The sequence below is a fragment of the Polaribacter gangjinensis genome (assembly GCF_038024125.1).
GTDB lineage: Bacteria > Bacteroidota > Bacteroidia > Flavobacteriales > Flavobacteriaceae > Polaribacter > Polaribacter gangjinensis.
Genome location: NZ_CP150662.1, coordinates 1,289,507 through 1,305,311, shown reverse-complemented (window position 1 = coordinate 1,305,311; position 15,805 = coordinate 1,289,507). Strand labels below are relative to the sequence as shown.

The window sequence follows — 15,805 nt, the reverse complement described above, 5'->3', positions numbered from 1 at the left end:
ATATAGATTAACACTTATTAATTGTTAGACAATAGAAATAAAAAAACCTCACAAATGTTAGTTTGTGAGGTTTGTATTTTTAATGGAATATTATCTAAAAAGATTAAAAGTTTAATAAGTCGTTTACAGCAGAAACACCTTCAGCAGAGGCAACCATAGTTTCTTTTTCTGCATTATTCAATGTGATTTCAACAATACTCTCAATTCCGTTTTTTCCTATAACAACAGGAACTCCTAAGCAAATATTATTCATTCCGTATTCACCACTTAAGAATGTTGAACAAGGAAATACTTTTTTCTGATCACAAGCAATTGCTTGAACCATAGCACTTACAGCAGCTCCAGGTGCATACCAAGCTGAAGTACCCAATAATTTGGTTAAAGTTGCACCACCAACTTTGGTATCTTCTTTTACTTGTTCTAATCTTTCAGGTGAAATGAATTCAGAAACAGGAACAGAATTTCTTGTTGCTAATCTTGTTAAAGGTACCATTCCTGTATCAGAGTGACCACCAATTACCATTCCATCAACATCCGAAATTGGAGCATCTAAAGCTTCAGCCAATCTATATTTAAAACGAGCAGAATCTAAAGCTCCACCCATTCCAATAATTTTATTTTTTGGTAAGTTTGTTGTTTTGTGAACCAAATATGTCATTGTGTCCATAGGATTTGAAACTACAATCAAGATTGTATTTGGGGAATAAGTTAGCAAATTTGAGGCTACTGTTTTTACAATTCCGGCATTGATGTCAATCAATTCTTCACGTGTCATTCCTGGTTTTCTTGGAATTCCAGATGTAATTACGCAAACATCAGAATTTGCAGTTTTTGAATAATCGTTTGTACTTCCCGTGATTTTGGTATCAAACCCATTTAAAGAAGCAGTTTGCATCAAATCCATTGCTTTTCCTTCAGCATAACCTTCTTTGATATCTAGTAAAACTACTTCGGATGCGAAGTTTTTAATAGCAATATACTCTGCACAACTTGCGCCAACTGCACCTGCACCAACAACTGAAACTTTCATATTTTTTAGTTTTTAATTAATGATTAATTGTAAGCTACAAAAATACGATATTCTCAATAATTTATATGTGATAATTTTCATAAAAAAAGACACCTTTTGGTGTCTTTTTTTATGAAAATATCTTATTATTTTATCTGATACTTATTGCAATTCCTGCATTTAAAGCATTGTATTCTTGTAAGGTATAAGAGGCAAATATTTTAAAGAAACCTAAACTTAATCTCGCTCCTACAGATGTAGTAAATCCGCTTGCGCTAAAATCTAAATTTGGAGCACTTAAATTGATTGTTTCAGTATATTGTTGCCCTCCAACTGTATAGTTATAATTACCTTGATAAGTTCCTGGCATTCTATAAGATGAACTACCACTACTGTAACCAATACCACCAAATAAATTGATAATCGGAAAATTCAATGAAGCTAAAGCTTGAACAGTGAAGGCTTTTAATTCAAATTCAGCTGAAGCATTGTTTATAATTAAACTCCCAGAATTTTGATTCTCTATACCATATGTTACACCCATTGTTGTATATGCAGCAAGAAGAGCAACGTGTAATGGTGTTTTTTCCATTGGTCCAAACCAACTTGTAATTTCTTTTTTTAATCCTAATCCTAACATATTTACTTGACCTCCATCATCTCCTAAATCTATTTTTGGAACGATTCTTAACATACCTTCTAATTTCCAAGGCAAACCAACATTTAATTGGGCTATTGGTGCTGGTATTGCATTTAAAGGTAAATCATCTTTAATACCTCCAGGAAGTGTTAATCCAGCAGTAACAACCTGTGATTGTCCAAATGCAGGTGAGTTTGGGTTTTGAATGGTAACGGTTCTAGTTACAGTTAAGTTTGTTTGTGTTCCAACTCCAGCAAAAGAAGGTGCTGTTGAAGCGCCAGATATTGAAGTCAGTCCAGAAAGACTAAAAATTTCTTTTTCTGAAGGTACCATAGAAGCACTCAAACCTAAAGTTAAGTCAAAACCTAAAACTTTATGAACTTTCGCTGTATGTGCCCATCCATTATTCATACCATAAATAAATCCCTCCATAGCAGGAGCAAAATAACCTTGCATTATTTTGTTTACATCACTACCTTCTGCAAGTAGGATGTTTTCAAAACCGTCTTGCGCTTTTGTATTGGTTGATAGAACAAATACGCCTATAAAAATTAAAGTATACTTTTTCATTTTTTTTAAATAGTTTAGATTCGTTGATAAATTTGGTTAATTTTTTCTTAAATTCTAGGCTAAAGTAAAAAAAAAATGCACAACTTTAATAAAAGTGTGCATTTATTATATGTTGTTAAATTTTATTAAACATCTATTTTAGCATATTTCGCATTCTTTTCAATGAAATCTCTTCTTGGAGGAACTTCATCACCCATTAACATAGAGAATACTCTGTCTGCTTCAGTCATGCTGTCTATAGTAATTTGACGTAAGGTTCTAAATTCAGGATTCATGGTTGTGTCCCATAATTGCTCAGCATTCATCTCTCCCAAACCTTTGTAACGTTGAATGGTAACTCCACCACCCATTTTTTGAGAAATTAAATCACGTTGATTGTCGTCCCAAGCATATTCTCTTTTTTGTCCTTTTTTCACTAAATACAATGGAGGAGTAGCAATATAAATATAACCCTGTTCAATCATTTCTCTCATAAAACGGAAGAAGAAAGTTAATATTAAGGTTGCAATGTGCGAACCATCAACGTCAGCATCACACATAATTACTACCTTATGATAACGAATTTTTGATAAATTCAATGCTCTTGGATCTTCTTCTGTACCAATAGAAACCCCCAATGCAGTAAACATATTTTTAATTTCTTCGTTTTCAAAAACTTTGTGCTGCATGGCTTTTTCTACGTTCAAAATTTTTCCACGTAAAGGTAAAATAGCTTGGAAGTTTCTGTCTCTTCCTTGTTTTGCAGTTCCACCTGCAGAATCTCCCTCAACCAAGAAAATTTCACATTGAGCTGGATCAGTTTCAGAACAATCAGATAATTTACCTGGCAAACCACCAATACTCATCACCGTTTTTCTTTGAACTAATTCACGGGCTTTTTTGGCTGCATGACGCGCTGTTGCTGCTAAAATTACTTTTTGTACTATAGCTCTAGCATCATTCGGATTTTCTTCTAAATAAATAGTCAACATATCAGAAACAGCCTGAGAAACTGCTGCTGTAACCTCTCTGTTTCCTAATTTGGTTTTTGTTTGACCTTCAAATTGAGGCTCTTGAACTTTTACAGAAATAATGGCTGTTAATCCCTCTCTAAAGTCATCACCAGCAATTTCGAATTTTACATTTTTCAACAATCCTGAATCGTCAGCATATTTTTTTAAAGTAGTGGTTAAACCACGTCTAAAACCTGCTAAATGAGTACCTCCTTCATGCGTATTGATGTTGTTTACATATGAATGTAAATTTTCAGCATAGGAAGTGTTGTAAACCATCGCAACTTCTACTGGAATACCATTTTTTTCTCCTTCCATAGAAATCACTCTTGCAGTCAAGCTTTCACGAGTTGAATCTAAATATCTTACAAATTCTGGTAATCCTTCGTCTGAATAAAAAGTCTCTGAAATAAAATTACCTTCATCATCTGTTTTTCTTTTATCTGTTAATTTGATGGTTACACCTTTATTTAAAAACGACAATTCGCGCATTCTGTTAGCTAATGTTTCATAGCTGAATTCAGTAGTTTGCTGAAAAATTGATTTATCTGGTAAAAAGGTAACTATAGTTCCTGTAAAATCGGTCTCACCAATTGTTTTTACAGGATACAATGCTTTTCCGCGTTCGTATTCTTGTTGCCAAATTTTTCCATTTTTATGAACAGTAGCTGTTAAATGGTCAGAAAGTGCGTTTACACACGAAACTCCAACTCCATGCAATCCTCCAGAAACTTTATAAGAATCTTTATCAAATTTTCCTCCAGCACCAATTTTTGTCATTACTACTTGTAATGCAGAAACGCCTTCTTTTTTGTGAATATCTACTGGAATTCCACGTCCATTATCTTTGGTTGTAACAGAATTGTCTTCATTGATAGTAACTTCAATAGTGTCACAGTGACCACCCATAGCTTCGTCAATGGAATTGTCTACAACTTCGTAAACCAAATGATGTAAACCACGCACTCCAATATCGCCAATATACATGGAAGGACGCATTCTTACATGCTCCATTCCTTCTAATGCCTGAATACTATCTGCTGAATATTCGTATTTTTTTTCTTCGCTCATTGTTCAATGAATTGTTTGATTTTTAAAAATTTCAAACTCAAATTTACAATTTTATGAATTGATTTCAAGACTTTTTAGCAAGATTCTTTTAAAATTATCAACATTTATTAAAAAAGAGAAAGTGTCTTAAATCGTCTATAAATGGCTTTATTTTTAAAATTTCGAATTTTTTATGTTTTAAAAAAGTTGTAAATAAAAAAAATCTCGCATTTGCGAGATTTTGAAATTTAATATTTTTTAAAAAGCTTACTTTTTGATGACTTTAACGTTCATTTCTTCTACTTTTTTGTCAGAAAGTGGAGATGGACTTCCAAAAAGTAAATCTTCTGAGGTACCTGTTTTTGGGAATGCCATTACTTCTCTGATAGATGATTTTTTCTCTAAAATCATCATCAAACGATCTATTCCCCATGCAATTCCTCCATGAGGTGGTGCTCCATATTGAAAAGCTTTATACATGGTTCCAACGCTTTTAAGCATTTCTTCTTTGTTGTACCCCATGTTTTTATAAGTTGCTTCTAAGATTTCTGATTTGTGCGCTCTCACAGATCCACCACCAATTTCGTAACCGTTTAAAATCAAATCGTATTGTTGCGCAATAATACTTCCAATTTCATTGTCATTGCCATCCAAATGTTTTGCTAAATCTTTTACAGCAGGCATTGAAAATGGATTGTGGGTAAAAGTCCATCTTCCATCATCGTTTTTTTCAAACATTGGAAAATCAATTACCCAAGCAGGTCTCAGTTCTTTTGGATTGATGAGTTTTAGAATTTTCCCCATTTCTTGACGAACTGCATCCAATGCTTTATTAGCAGTTGCATAATCAGCAGCTGAGAAAAATACAATATCACCAATTTGAGCTTTGGTTGCTTCAATAATTTTTACGGCAATTTCCTCTCCTAAAAATTTAATAATTGGTGATTGCAACTCATTTTCATTGACAATAATATACGCTAAACCTCCCAAACCATGTTGTTGTGCAATCGCAGTTAAGTTTTCAATTTGACCTTTTGACATTCGTTTATTGCCTTGTTCTTTTGCTGAAACTTTAATGCATTTTACAATTCCGCCATCTTCAATAGGTTTGCTAAATACTTGAAAAGTAGTTTCTTTTACAATATCAGTAATGTCTTGCATTTGCAATCCAAAGCGTAAATCAGGTCTGTCACAGCCATAAAAATCCATGGCTTCTTTATAAGTAATGATTTCAAAAGGTTTTAAAATCCATTGATTTCCATAGATTTTTGTAACCACTTCATTGAATAGTTTTGTATTCAAATCGATGATTTTTTGCATACTTGTGTATGCCATTTCCATGTCTAGTTGCGTAAATTCGGGTTGACGATCTCCACGCGAATCTTCGTCTCTAAAACAACGCGCTATTTGAAAATATTTTTCAAATCCACCAACCATCAACATTTGTTTGAATTGTTGTGGCGCTTGTGGTAAGGTATAAAATGAACCTGCTTGTTTTCTTGTTGGCACAATGAATTCTCTTGCTCCTTCGTCAGTTCCTGCAGTTAAAATAGGTGTTTCAATTTCTAAGAATTCTTCTTCATCCAACAAATCACGTAACAATTTAATCACTTTATGACGATTGATAATTGCCTTGCGAACTTCCTCATTTCTATGGTCTAAAAACTTATATTGAAAGCGAACATTTTCATTCGATTTTGTAGCTCTTTTGATTTCAAAAGGCAAGGTTTTGGATAAATTCAGAATTTCTAAATGGGTTGTTTCCAATTCTATTTTTCCAGTTCTTAAACTCAAATTATAGTCGTCTTCATTTCTTTGGACGACAATTCCTGTAACCATAATGACAGTTTCAGGTTTTAATTTAACCAAATCATCTAAATTCGGGAAAGATTCTCTACTCAAACGAACTTGAAAAATTTCGTAACTAGAATCCCGAACATCAATAAAAATCAATTCTCCATGATCACGAACACTTGAAACCCAACCAGCCAAAGTAATTTCACTAGAAATTGAGTTTTCAGAAAGTTCAGAAATTTTATGAGTTCTGTAGTTTTCTTTGATGATGATTGGAATTTTTTGTAATTCCTCTTCGTCTTTATTTTCAGATTTTTGAGTTTTTACTTTGGATAAAACTGAATTAGCTCCAATTTTTTGAGGGATAGTTATTTCTGAATCGCTTTCTAATTGTCTCAAAATTTCTTCACGAACAATTTTCCCTGAAGCGCCTTTTCCGATAATTGCAATTACTTTTCCAACTAAAATTCCTGATTTTCCTTCATTTCCTGCTTTTATTTCATCCGCAATTGAACTATTATCTTGAATCACTTTTTGAACAGCTGCAATTATTTTTTCGTTTGAAATGGTATTTTCATCAAAATATTTATTGTAGTCAAAAGTTTGATCTTTCAAATAATTTAAAATAGCATTTTGAACTAAAACAGCCGTGATTTTTTCATCCTTAAAAAGTTGAAAAATCTCTGTCAAATGCGAAACATCGTGGATGTTTTTATATTCGTCAGCGCCAATATTATTCACCAATGTTTTGGCAACAAAAGATGGATCTTGAAGTACATTATTGATTGCTACAAAAGTTTCTGAACGCAAAGAATCTGCTGTGAAAAATTTGGCATCTTGAGGCAAAACTCCGCCTTTAATCAAAATAGATTCCACCGCAAAAGGCAATGAACTAATATCAACATCAATCGAATCAATTGCATTTTTGATATTTACAAAAGGAATATCTGGCTCAGTTATAAATCGATAATCCGCTTCAAATTCCTTTTTACGCATGGTTTTGGTTTGCTTCAAATCAGCATCAAACAAAACTGTGGTTTGTTCGGGTCTAAAAGCTTTATTTTCAATAAAGTAGTTGAGTTGTTTTTCAACTTCTTCTTTCAAAGCTTCCACCATAAATTTGAATGAATTCAAGTTTTTAATCTCCGTTCTTGGATTCAAATGATAGCTGTGTTTTTTTCTGAGTGATACAGAAACATCCGATTTAAACTCACCTTTTTCTAGATTTGCCTCAGAAATTTTTAAATTCTGAACAATTCTATGAATGTATTGTGCATACGTTGAAGCATCTTCTATATGACGAATGCAAGGTTCTGTAACAATTTCAATCAAAGGAACACCCGCTTTGTTGAAATCAACTAGCGAAATTTCTTTTTCATGGAGCAATTTTGCGGCATCTTCTTCAATATGAACTTGCGTTAAATTTACGGTAAATTGCGATCCATCATTTCTGAAACAAGACACTTGTCCATCAGGAATGATAGGATTATGAAATTGCGTTATTTGTATATTTTTTGGGTTGTCAGGATATTCGTAATGTTTTCTATCCCAAGAAATTATCTCATTTGAAAAGGATGATTTTACTGCTTTTCCAAAATAAATTGCTTTTTTAATCGCTTCTTTATTTACAGCTGGCAAAACGCCCATTTGTCCAGTACAAACCGAACAAATATGTTGATTTGGTTGATCAGTTTCTTGAGTTGGACAAGAACAAAACAATTTTGTTTTTGTATTCAATCGCACATGCGTTTCCAAGCCAATTACGAGCTCTAAATCATGTATTTTCAGCAATTCGTTTACTTGTTCTAGTTCCATTATATGACCTCTTTTAAGAAGTTTGCGAATTTTAGTAACAATTCGTCGTTATTTTTTGCGGCAGAAAGTTGCATTCCTGTTGATGTTCCTTGTGGAATTGTAAGCGTAGGCAATTGCCCTAAACTAAATCCAACTGTGTAAGCATCAGACAGATACATAGCTAAAGGATCTTTTAAACTATCGCCAATTTTTGGAGGTGAATTTGGAGTAACTGGAGATATAATTACATCTACTTCTCGAAAATCATTTTCAAAATTTTCAGCAATTTGATCTCTAATACTCAATGCTTTTAGATAAATATCATCAGAAAAACCTTGAGATAATACTTGATTTCCACCCACAATTCTTCTTTTTGTTTCTTCAGAAAAATTTTCAGAGCGAGTAATTGAATAGGTATCTTTTAAATTTTTTTCTTCCATTCTATTGCCATAATTTGTACCATCTAATCTTGATAAATTAGAGGCAGTTTCAGCCATAGCCAATGTGTAATAAGTTGCTATTAAAATTTCTGAGTCAAAAAAATCGAGTTCTTTCACTTGAATTCCTGCAGCTTTTATTTTTTCAATTGCTTTTAAAAAATCTGATTTTATGGTTGCATCAATAGCATCATTTTCAATGAAATTTTTAAAATATCCAATTGTTTTTATTTCATCGGATTTTGAAATTTTTTCATCAGAAATTTCTTCAGAGAAATATGTGGTTTGATCTTTAATATCAATACCACTAATGGTATTTAATACAATTCTGAGGTCTTCAATACTTGTTGTAATTGGACCCACACAGTCTGTAGAAGAAGCGTATGCAAGCAATCCAAAACGTGAAATGCGTCCATAAGTTGGCTTTAAACCATATACTTTATTGTATCCTGCAGGTTGCCTAACTGAACCTCCAGTATCACCACCAATTGAAAAAGTGGTATAGTTTTTTGCCACATTTACAGCAGATCCTCCACTTGATCCACCTCCAACTAAATCTGAATTTAAGGCGTTTTTTACAGCGCCAAAAATAGTATTTTCAGAAGATGAACCATGGCCAAAACTATCACAATTTTCTTTTACAATAGGAATTGCACCAGCATCTATCAATTTTTGAATGGCAGTTGCAGTGTATGCAGCTTTGTAGTTTTTTAAAAAATTAGCACTTGCAGTTGTGTAAGTTCCTTGAAGCATAAACACATCTTTTACGCCAAAAGGGATGCCTTCTAAAAGTCCTATTTTTTCGCCTCTTTTAATTTTTTCATCTACTTTTTGCGCTTTTTCCAAAGCCAAATTTTCTAAAAGTGAATTGACAGTGTTGTACGTGTTTGGTTTAAGTAAATTCAATTTTTCTTGAACCAATGCTGTACAAGTTATTTTTTTATCAACGAGTTGTTGATGAATTTCTCTAATTTGTGATTCCATATTTATTCTTCAATAACTTTGGATACCACTAAATATCCATTTTTTTCTTTTGGAAAGTTTTCAATGATAATTTTTTTCTCTAAATCGCTACTTTCTATGATGACATCTTCTCTTAATTGTTCCAATGAAACTGCATTTTGATGATTTTTTGAGCTAAAATTGGATGATGATGAATTGGCATTTTTAATAACATCAAACAATTTAGATACAGTTTCAGAAGGTTTTGCGCCTTTGATACTCGACAAAATATCAACAGTCATTAAGTTACTCATCAGTCAATTTTATTTAAATTATCTTTTAATTCCGGGTCAAAACTACAAAAGTTTTATGAGTGATTAAACTTTCTATAAATAAAACACACCAACAATTTTAATAAAAAATCATTGGTGCGTAGATTAATTCAGTAAATTCAAATCAAACACATGTTTTGAAATGCAAATGACCAATATATTATGATTAATGTAAATTAAAAGTCTATAAATGATTATAAAATATAACTAAAATATTGAAATAAGTTATAATTTGTAATTAAAAAATTTATAATTTAAGAAAGTGTTAAGAAACTTAAAAAAATCATCATAAAATTTGTGCAACTAAAAAACCCTTTCTACATTTGTTGCTCAATGAAGAATCAAAAAAACATATGGTGGTGGAACTCTCTTAACTAACTAAGTGAGAAAAAATCCTATACTTAAAAATATATAAAAGGCTTATCTCACGATAAGCCTTTTTTTAATGATATTGAAATCAATTCAATGAAATGATGAAAAAAATTCAATTTAAAACCATTTTTAAAACAAAAATTGCAGATACTATAACGCCTGTAGGCTTGTATTTGCGTTTTCGTGACAAATATGCAAATACATTATTATTAGAAAGTTCTGATTATCATAGCAAAGAAGAAAGTTACTCTTTTATATGTATTGAACCTCTGATTACAATTCAAGCTAAAAATCATTGTTTGAGTTTTTCTTATAAGGAAGAAGTATTGTCTAATGAAAAAATAGGAAAAAATTTCAATCAACTTTTTGAAAATTACAGCAAGAAAATCAGTTTAGATTGTCCTGATGAATTGAAATCTTTCAACGGATTGTATGGTTATACAACCTATGATTCCGTTCAATATTTTGAAAATATTGTATTAAATGTAAAGGAAGCACCTTCTGCAATTCCGTTGTTACAATATAGCTTTTACAGATTTATTATTGCCATCAATCATTTTAATGATGAAATGATGTTGATTGAAAATATTGAATCAGATCAAGAATCTCGTATTCAAGAAATTCAAAAAATCATTGATGCTCAAGCGTTTAATACTCAAAAATTTGAAACTGTTGATGAGGAAACTTCCAATTGTACCAATGAAGATTTCAAAGAGTATGTAGTCAAAGCAAAATCGCATTGCAAACGTGGAGATGTTTTTCAATTGGTTTTATCACGTCAATTTCAACAAAAATTCAAAGGAGATGAATTCAATGTTTACAGAGCTTTACGTTCTATAAATCCTTCACCATATTTATTTTATTTTGATTATGGTTCATTCAAATTGATGGGTTCATCACCAGAAGCCCAAATTAAAATTTCAAAAGGAAAAGCCATCATTAATCCAATTGCAGGTACTTTCAGAAGAACAGGTGATATGGCGCAAGATATTCAATTAGGAAAAAAGTTAGCTGCAGATAAAAAAGAAACTGCTGAACATGTAATGCTGGTTGATTTAGCACGAAATGATTTGAGTAAACATGCTGATAATGTTGAAGTAGAGGTTTTTAAAGAAATCCAATATTTTAGTCATGTAATTCATTTGGTTTCTACTGTTTCTGGGCAATTAAAAGGAAATCCCATAGAAATTGTGGGGGATACTTTTCCTGCAGGAACCTTGAGTGGTGCTCCAAAATACAAAGCAATGCAATTGATTGATACCTATGAAAATCAATCTCGTGGATTTTATGGTGGTGCAGTTGGGATTATTGGTTTGGATGGTTCTGTGAATTTGGCAATCGCAATTCGTTCTTTTGTAAGTAAAAATAACGTGTTGTATTATCAAGCAGGAGCAGGAATTGTGATTCATTCTGATGAAGAAAAAGAACTACAAGAAGTAAATAATAAGCTAGCAGCTCTAAAAAAAGCGCTGATTTTAGCGGAGAAAATATAAATCAGCTATTAGCCATTTGCTAAAAGCTAAAAGCCAAAAGCTAAAAGTAAAAAAATGAACATATTAATTTTAGACAATTACGATTCCTTTACATACAACCTAGTTCATATGGTTGAAAAAATCACTGGTAAATTTCCATCAGTTTTTAGAAATGATGAAATTAGTATTGAAGATGTTGGAAAATTTGACATGATTGTGTTGTCTCCAGGTCCAGGAATTCCTGATGAAGCCGGAATTTTAAAAGAAGTTATTAAAACTTATTCAGGAAAAAAACCGATTTTTGGAGTTTGTTTAGGATTGCAAGCAATTACCGAAGTTTTTGGAGGAAAAATCATCAATTTAGACGATGTTTTTCATGGAGTTGCAACAGAAATGACAGTTACAGATTCAACAGCTACCATTTTTAAAGATGTTCCTGAAAAATTTATGGCAGCAAGATATCATTCTTGGGCAGCAACTGATGAAGGATTTCCAGAGGAATTGAAAGTTACAGCTCGAGATGAAGATGGTGGAATTCAGGCATTAGAACATATTCATTTTCCAATTTCAGCAGTTCAATTTCATCCTGAGTCAATTTTAACAGATGTTGGTGAACAGTTGGTTCGTAATTTTATTGAAAGTCAAAAAGCTAAAAGCCAATAGCGAGTAAAAAAATGAAAGAAATTCTAAACAAACTATACAATCACGAACGTTTATCAAAATCGGAAGCAAAACAGGTTTTGAAAGATATTGCTGCTGAAAAATTCAATGAAACTCACTTAGCATCTTTCATGACAGTTTTTATGATGAGACCAATTTCTGTAGATGAATTGGCTGGTTTTCGTGATGCGTTGAAAGAATTGGCTATAAAAATTGATTTTTCTGATTTCAATACGATTGATATTGTTGGAACTGGAGGAGATGGAAAAAATACGTTCAATATTTCAACAATAACCTCATTTATTGTTGCAGGAACAGGACAAAAAGTTGCCAAACATGGCAATTATTCTTTGTCATCGCAATCTGGCTCTTCAGATATGTTAGAAAGTTTTGGATACGAATTTACGAATGATGAAAGCATTTTAAAAAATCAACTAGAAAAAGCAAATATTTGTTTTTTACACGCACCCAAATTTCATCCAGCCATGAAAGCAGTTGGGCCCACAAGAAAAGCGTTGGCTTTGAAAACATTTTTCAATATTTTAGGACCTTTAGTAAATCCAAGTTCGCCAAAAAATCATTTTTTAGGAACTTATAATTTAGAAGTTGCACGTTTATATCATTATATTTTACAAGATGAAAATTGCAACTACGGAATTGTACATGCTTTGGATGGTTATGACGAAATTTCATTGACAAGTGCTTTCAAAATTTTTAGAAAAACAGGAGAAATAATGATTTCTCCAGAAGAATTAGGATTTAGAAAAGTTCCGCAAACAGCCATTTTTGGAGGAAATTCAGTAGCAGATGCTGCAAAAATTTTCAAAACAATTTTAGATGGAAATGGCACAGAAGCACAAAATAATGTAGTGTTAACAAATGCTGCTTTTGCCCTGCAAATTGTAGATGAAACCAAAACTTTTGAAACAGCTCTAGAAGAAGCAAAAAATTCGCTTTTTGGATTAAAAGCAAAATCAACCTTAGATAAATTAGTAAGTATAAGATAATGACTATTCTCGATAAAATCATCGCATTCAAAAAAAAGGAAGTTGCAAAAATCAGAGCAGAAGTTCCTTTGAAAAAATTAATAGAAAGTCCAAATTTTAACAGAGACGTTTTTTCATTAGAAAAATCCTTACTCGATTTGAATTCTACTGGAATTATTGCCGAATTCAAACGTCAATCTCCATCAAAAGGAATCATCAATGACAAAGTGAGTATTACCGAAGTTACACAAGGTTATTTAGATGCCAATGTTGCTGCACAATCTATTTTAACAGATTTGTCTTTTTTTGGAGGAACTATGGCAGATTTGATGGAAGCAAGAGTTATCAATCAAGAAAAACCCATTTTAAGAAAAGATTTTATTGTAGATGGATTTCAAATTGTGGAAGCAAAAGCCATTGGTGCTGATGTTATTTTGTTGATTGCAGCCTGTTTAACTCCTTTAGAATTGAAAAATTACGGAATTCTTGCTAAAGAATTGGGGTTGGAAGTTTTGTATGAAGTGCATACTCAAGAAGATTTGGATAAAATTGGTGATTTAGACAATAAAATTATCGGAATCAATAATCGAAATTTAAACACTTTTGAAGTTGATTTAGAACATTCCATTAAATTGGCAAGTCAAATTCCTGATAGTTCTATTAAAGTTTCAGAAAGTGGAATTTCTGATCCAAGAATTATTACAGGATTAAAAGAATACGGATTTCAAGGATTTTTGATTGGTGAAAATTTTATGAAAGAAGAAAATCCAGGAGAAGCTTGTTTGGAGTTTATAAACCAAATAAAATAATAAGCCTATCCTAACCTTCCCAAAGGGAAGGAACTCATGCTTAAAAGAAATAGAGTTACGATAAATTAATGAATAGTAAATTTTGAATAATAAAGAAGTAAATAAATCAGAAATTTCAGGATTTCCCCCTTTGGGGGGAAGGGGGCTTTTATTAAAAGTTTGTGGAATGAAATTCACGGAAAACATCCTTCAAGTTGCTGAATTGCAACCTGATTATTTAGGATTTATTTTTTATGAAAAATCAAAAAGAAATTTTGAAGGAATCATTCCAACATTATCAAAAAGCATCAAAAAAACAGGTGTTTTTGTTGATGAATATATAGAAATTGTAGTTTCATTATTAGAAGAATATCAGTTAGAAGCTGTTCAATTACATGGAGATGAATCTGTTGATTATATCAAAGAATTGAAAAGTCATTTACCAAAAGTTGAAATTATCAAAGTTTTCAGTATCAAAGATTCGTTTTATTTTGAAACTTTAAAACCATATTTAGAAGTGGTAGATTATTTTTTATTTGACACCAAAGGCGATGAAAAAGGAGGGAATGGAATTCAGTTTGATTGGCGCGTTTTAGAAAAATATCCTTTTGAAAAACCTTTTTTTTTAAGTGGAGGAATTGGTTTGGAAGATGTTAAGAAAATAAGAGAGATTACCAATTCAACATTGCCAATTTATGGTATTGATATCAATAGTAAATTTGAAAGTAAACCAGGATTTAAAAATATTGAAGAGATAAAAAACTTCAAAAAACACATATTATGACATCAAAATATCAACCAGACAAAAATGGTTATTTCGGACAATTTGGAGGAGCATTTATCCCAGAATTATTGTACCCAAATGTGAAAGAATTGGAGGATAATTACATCCAAATTATTGAATCAGAAGAATTTCAAAAGGAATACAAATCCTTATTGAAAGATTTTGTGGGACGTCCAAGCCCTTTGTATTTTGCAAAACGTTTATCCGCAAAATATGGTGCTCAAATTTATTTGAAAAGAGAAGATTTAAATCACACAGGAGCTCATAAAATCAACAATACTATTGGACAAATTTTAATTGCTCAAAAATTGGGTAAAACAAAGATTATCGCTGAAACTGGTGCTGGTCAACATGGAGTTGCAACAGCCACAGTTTGTGCATTAATGGGATTAGATTGTACCGTTTTTATGGGCGAAAAAGATATAGTGCGTCAAGCTCCAAACGTTGCAAGAATGAAAATGTTAGGTGCAAAAGTAGTACCTGCAACAAGTGGCTCAAAAACTCTAAAAGATGCAACAAACGAAGCAATTCGTTATTGGATTCAACATCCTGAAACTTTCTATTTAATTGGATCTGTGGTCGGTCCACATCCTCATCCTGATATGGTTGCGCGTTTACAAGCTGTCATTTCCGAAGAAATGAAATGGCAATTGAAAGAAAAAACGGGTAATGAAAATCCTGACACCATTATTGCTTGTGTTGGTGGTGGGAGTAATGCTGCAGGGGCATTTTATCATTATATGGATGATGAAGAGGTTGAATTAATTGCTGTGGAAGCTGCAGGTTTGGGCGTAAATTCTGGTGAAAGTGCAGCAACCTCTCAACTAGGTCAAGTAGGGATTATTCACGGGAGTAAAACCATTTTAATGCAAGATGAATATGGACAAATTGTGGAGCCTTATTCCATTTCAGCAGGATTAGATTATCCTGGAGTAGGTCCTTTGCACGCGTTTTTATACGAAAGTGGCAGAGCAACATTTATGAACGCAACTGATCAAGAAGCTTTGGATGCAGCTTACGAATTGACAAAAATTGAAGGAATTATTCCTGCTCTAGAAACGGCTCATGCTTTGGCAGTTTTACCAAAAATGACTTTGAAAAAAGACCAAGTGATTGTGATTAATTTATCAGGTAGAGGTGATAAAGATTTAGAAACTTTTATCAAACATTTAAAAGAGTAATC

The 15,805-nt window shown here is 32.1% G+C and carries 12 protein-coding genes; 6 read left to right on the top strand and 6 right to left on the bottom strand.

The genetic code is table 11. The annotated features are described in order from the left end of the window. Window positions 1-103 precede the first annotated feature (103 nt). From mdh to WHA43_RS05815, 6 genes are all read right to left on the bottom strand, one after another. Window positions 104-1,030: a malate dehydrogenase gene (gene mdh, locus WHA43_RS05840; RefSeq protein WP_105046165.1), complete on the bottom strand. Its 927-nt coding sequence runs from the start codon at window positions 1,028-1,030 to the stop codon at window positions 104-106. Window positions 1,031-1,160: 130 nt separating this feature from the next. Next, on the bottom strand, window positions 1,161-2,219 hold the full coding sequence (locus WHA43_RS05835) for a DUF6588 family protein (RefSeq protein WP_105046164.1): 1,059 nt from the start codon (window positions 2,217-2,219) through the stop codon (window positions 1,161-1,163). 125 nt (window positions 2,220-2,344) lie between these two features. Further along, window positions 2,345-4,282: a DNA topoisomerase (ATP-hydrolyzing) subunit B gene (gene gyrB / locus WHA43_RS05830; protein ID WP_105046163.1), complete on the bottom strand. Its 1,938-nt coding sequence runs from the start codon at window positions 4,280-4,282 to the stop codon at window positions 2,345-2,347. 246 nt (window positions 4,283-4,528) lie between these two features. Continuing rightward, window positions 4,529-7,870, bottom strand: coding sequence for a bifunctional amidotransferase subunit GatB/aspartate--tRNA ligase AspS (gene gatB/aspS / locus WHA43_RS05825; RefSeq protein ID WP_105046162.1), 3,342 nt, complete (start codon window positions 7,868-7,870; stop codon window positions 4,529-4,531). Next, window positions 7,870-9,270 (bottom strand): amidase family protein, encoded by a 1,401-nt coding sequence (locus WHA43_RS05820; protein ID WP_105046161.1) that lies wholly within the window; start codon window positions 9,268-9,270, stop codon window positions 7,870-7,872. The genes gatB/aspS and WHA43_RS05820 overlap by 1 nt, the downstream gene beginning before the upstream one ends. A 2-nt stretch (window positions 9,271-9,272) precedes the next feature. Next, window positions 9,273-9,542, bottom strand: coding sequence for a hypothetical protein (locus WHA43_RS05815; protein ID WP_211290314.1), 270 nt, complete (start codon window positions 9,540-9,542; stop codon window positions 9,273-9,275). Window positions 9,543-10,033: 491 nt separating this feature from the next. Between WHA43_RS05815 and WHA43_RS05810 the strand changes: the two genes are divergently transcribed. From WHA43_RS05810 to trpB, 6 genes are all read left to right on the top strand, one after another. Beyond that, complete coding sequence (locus WHA43_RS05810) at window positions 10,034-11,425, top strand: anthranilate synthase component I family protein (protein ID WP_105047305.1); 1,392 nt, start codon at window positions 10,034-10,036, stop codon at window positions 11,423-11,425. A gap of 54 nt (window positions 11,426-11,479) precedes the next feature. Then, a complete protein-coding gene (locus WHA43_RS05805) occupies window positions 11,480-12,067 on the top strand; it encodes an anthranilate synthase component II (RefSeq protein ID WP_105046159.1) in 588 nt (195 codons plus the stop codon). An 11-nt stretch (window positions 12,068-12,078) separates the two neighbouring features. Beyond that, on the top strand, window positions 12,079-13,071 hold the full coding sequence (trpD, locus tag WHA43_RS05800; RefSeq protein ID WP_105046158.1) for an anthranilate phosphoribosyltransferase: 993 nt from the start codon (window positions 12,079-12,081) through the stop codon (window positions 13,069-13,071). After that, on the top strand, window positions 13,071-13,859 hold the full coding sequence (gene trpC, locus WHA43_RS05795; RefSeq protein ID WP_105046157.1) for an indole-3-glycerol phosphate synthase TrpC: 789 nt from the start codon (window positions 13,071-13,073) through the stop codon (window positions 13,857-13,859). Before trpD ends, trpC begins: the two co-directional genes overlap by 1 nt. Window positions 13,860-14,025: 166 nt before the next feature. Continuing rightward, a complete protein-coding gene (locus WHA43_RS05790) occupies window positions 14,026-14,622 on the top strand; it encodes a phosphoribosylanthranilate isomerase (RefSeq protein ID WP_105047304.1) in 597 nt (198 codons plus the stop codon). Next, on the top strand, window positions 14,619-15,803 hold the full coding sequence (gene trpB, locus WHA43_RS05785) for a tryptophan synthase subunit beta (RefSeq protein ID WP_105046156.1): 1,185 nt from the start codon (window positions 14,619-14,621) through the stop codon (window positions 15,801-15,803). The genes WHA43_RS05790 and trpB overlap by 4 nt, the downstream gene beginning before the upstream one ends. The last annotated feature ends 2 nt before the right edge of the window (window positions 15,804-15,805 follow it).

Coding starts and splice junctions, on each gene's coding strand:
- trpC (WP_105046157.1), top strand. CDS start 13,071: ATGACTATTCTCGATAAAATCATCGCATTCAAAAAAAAGGAAGTTGCA.
- mdh (WP_105046165.1), bottom strand. CDS start 1,030: ATGAAAGTTTCAGTTGTTGGTGCAGGTGCAGTTGGCGCAAGTTGTGCA.
- WHA43_RS05790 (WP_105047304.1), top strand. CDS start 14,026: ATGAAATTCACGGAAAACATCCTTCAAGTTGCTGAATTGCAACCTGAT.
- trpD (WP_105046158.1), top strand. CDS start 12,079: ATGAAAGAAATTCTAAACAAACTATACAATCACGAACGTTTATCAAAA.
- WHA43_RS05810 (WP_105047305.1), top strand. CDS start 10,034: ATGAAAAAAATTCAATTTAAAACCATTTTTAAAACAAAAATTGCAGAT.
- WHA43_RS05815 (WP_211290314.1), bottom strand. CDS start 9,542: ATGAGTAACTTAATGACTGTTGATATTTTGTCGAGTATCAAAGGCGCA.
- gatB/aspS (WP_105046162.1), bottom strand. CDS start 7,870: ATGGAACTAGAACAAGTAAACGAATTGCTGAAAATACATGATTTAGAG.
- trpB (WP_105046156.1), top strand. CDS start 14,619: ATGACATCAAAATATCAACCAGACAAAAATGGTTATTTCGGACAATTT.
- gyrB (WP_105046163.1), bottom strand. CDS start 4,282: ATGAGCGAAGAAAAAAAATACGAATATTCAGCAGATAGTATTCAGGCA.
- WHA43_RS05805 (WP_105046159.1), top strand. CDS start 11,480: ATGAACATATTAATTTTAGACAATTACGATTCCTTTACATACAACCTA.
- WHA43_RS05820 (WP_105046161.1), bottom strand. CDS start 9,270: ATGGAATCACAAATTAGAGAAATTCATCAACAACTCGTTGATAAAAAA.
- WHA43_RS05835 (WP_105046164.1), bottom strand. CDS start 2,219: ATGAAAAAGTATACTTTAATTTTTATAGGCGTATTTGTTCTATCAACC.